Below are 1218 nucleotides of genomic sequence, written 5' to 3' on the forward strand. Positions count from 1 at the left end.
TGAATCGGCTACACTGAGTTAGACAATTAATTTAAGGTCAAGTAGACTAAAGCTATTAATTATTCGGGGAGAATCTACTATGACTAAAAGAGTTAGAAGAACATTTACTGAAGAATTTAAACAACAGATCGTGCAATTATCTCAAAATGGTAAACCTAGAAAAGATATTATTCGTGAGTATGACCTTACTCCTTCTACTTTAGATAGGTGGGTGGGTCAAAATCAGAACTCTGGATCTTTCAAGGAAAAAGACAATCTAACGGATGAACAAAAGGAACTGATCGAACTTCGAAAAAGAAACAAGCAACTAGAAATGGAGAATGATATTTTAAAGCAAGCAGCGCTGATAATAGGACGAAAGTAAATGTGATTAAGAATAACCAGCACAAATACTCGATATCAGCAATGTGCAATGTCCTCCAACTATCAAGAAGCACCTATTATTATGAGGCAAAAGAACGACAAGCAGAAGATGAAATTACGTCTCATATCATTAAGATTTTTCATGACAGTCGCCAAAACTACGGAACCCGTAAGATTAAACACGAGTTAAAGAAGCTTGGTAAGATTGTGTCTAGACGCCGCATTGGTCGAATCATGAAAGAACAGGGTCTAGTTTCCAAATACGCAGTCGCTCAGTTTAAACCACATACAAATGGAACGAATGAATCTGAGCAGAGGAATGAATTAAATCGTGAGTTTACACAGACTGAAGAATTATCAGCAGTTGTAAGTGATTTAACATATGTGAGAGTCAATAAAAAATGGCATTACATATGTGTATTTGTGGATCTTTTTAATCGAGAAATCATTGGTTATAGTACGGGTCCAAATAAAGATGCATTATTAGTTTATCGAGCATTAGCATCAATTAAAGTTGATCTTCGCAAGATACAACTCTTCCATACAGATCGAGGGAAAGAATTTAAGAACAAGATTATCGATGATGCGTTAGCCACATTTAACATCCAACGATCGTTAAGTATGAAGGGATGCCCATATGATAATGCAGTCGCAGAAGCTACCTTTAAAATCATTAAAACAGAGTTTCTTAAAGGCAAGCATTATGAGAATCTAGAAGATTTAACAAGAGAATTAGATGACTACGTTCATTGGTTTAATCATATTCGCATTCACGCGACGCTTGGTTATTTAAGTCCAATTGAATTCAAACTTGTACACCTTAAGAAAGTTGTCTAGTTAAGTGTTGACATTCCA

Annotated in this window: 1 protein-coding gene; it reads left to right on the forward strand. The window is 35.3% G+C overall.

Annotation, left to right across the window (positions count from 1 at the left end; translation table 11 throughout):
- The first annotated feature begins 79 nt into the window (after nucleotides 1-79).
- Nucleotides 80-1200 (forward strand): IS3 family transposase gene (locus tag ACFWM3_RS24960; RefSeq protein ID WP_390313403.1). Its coding sequence is split into 2 segments (ribosomal slippage): nucleotides 80-329 and nucleotides 329-1200, totalling 1122 coding nucleotides; the frame shifts between segments, so codons are not numbered across the junction.
- Nucleotides 1201-1218 lie beyond the last annotated feature (18 nt).

This window comes from Gottfriedia sp. NPDC058432, from assembly GCF_042721555.1.
Classification (GTDB): Bacteria; Bacillota; Bacilli; order Bacillales; family Bacillaceae_G; genus Gottfriedia.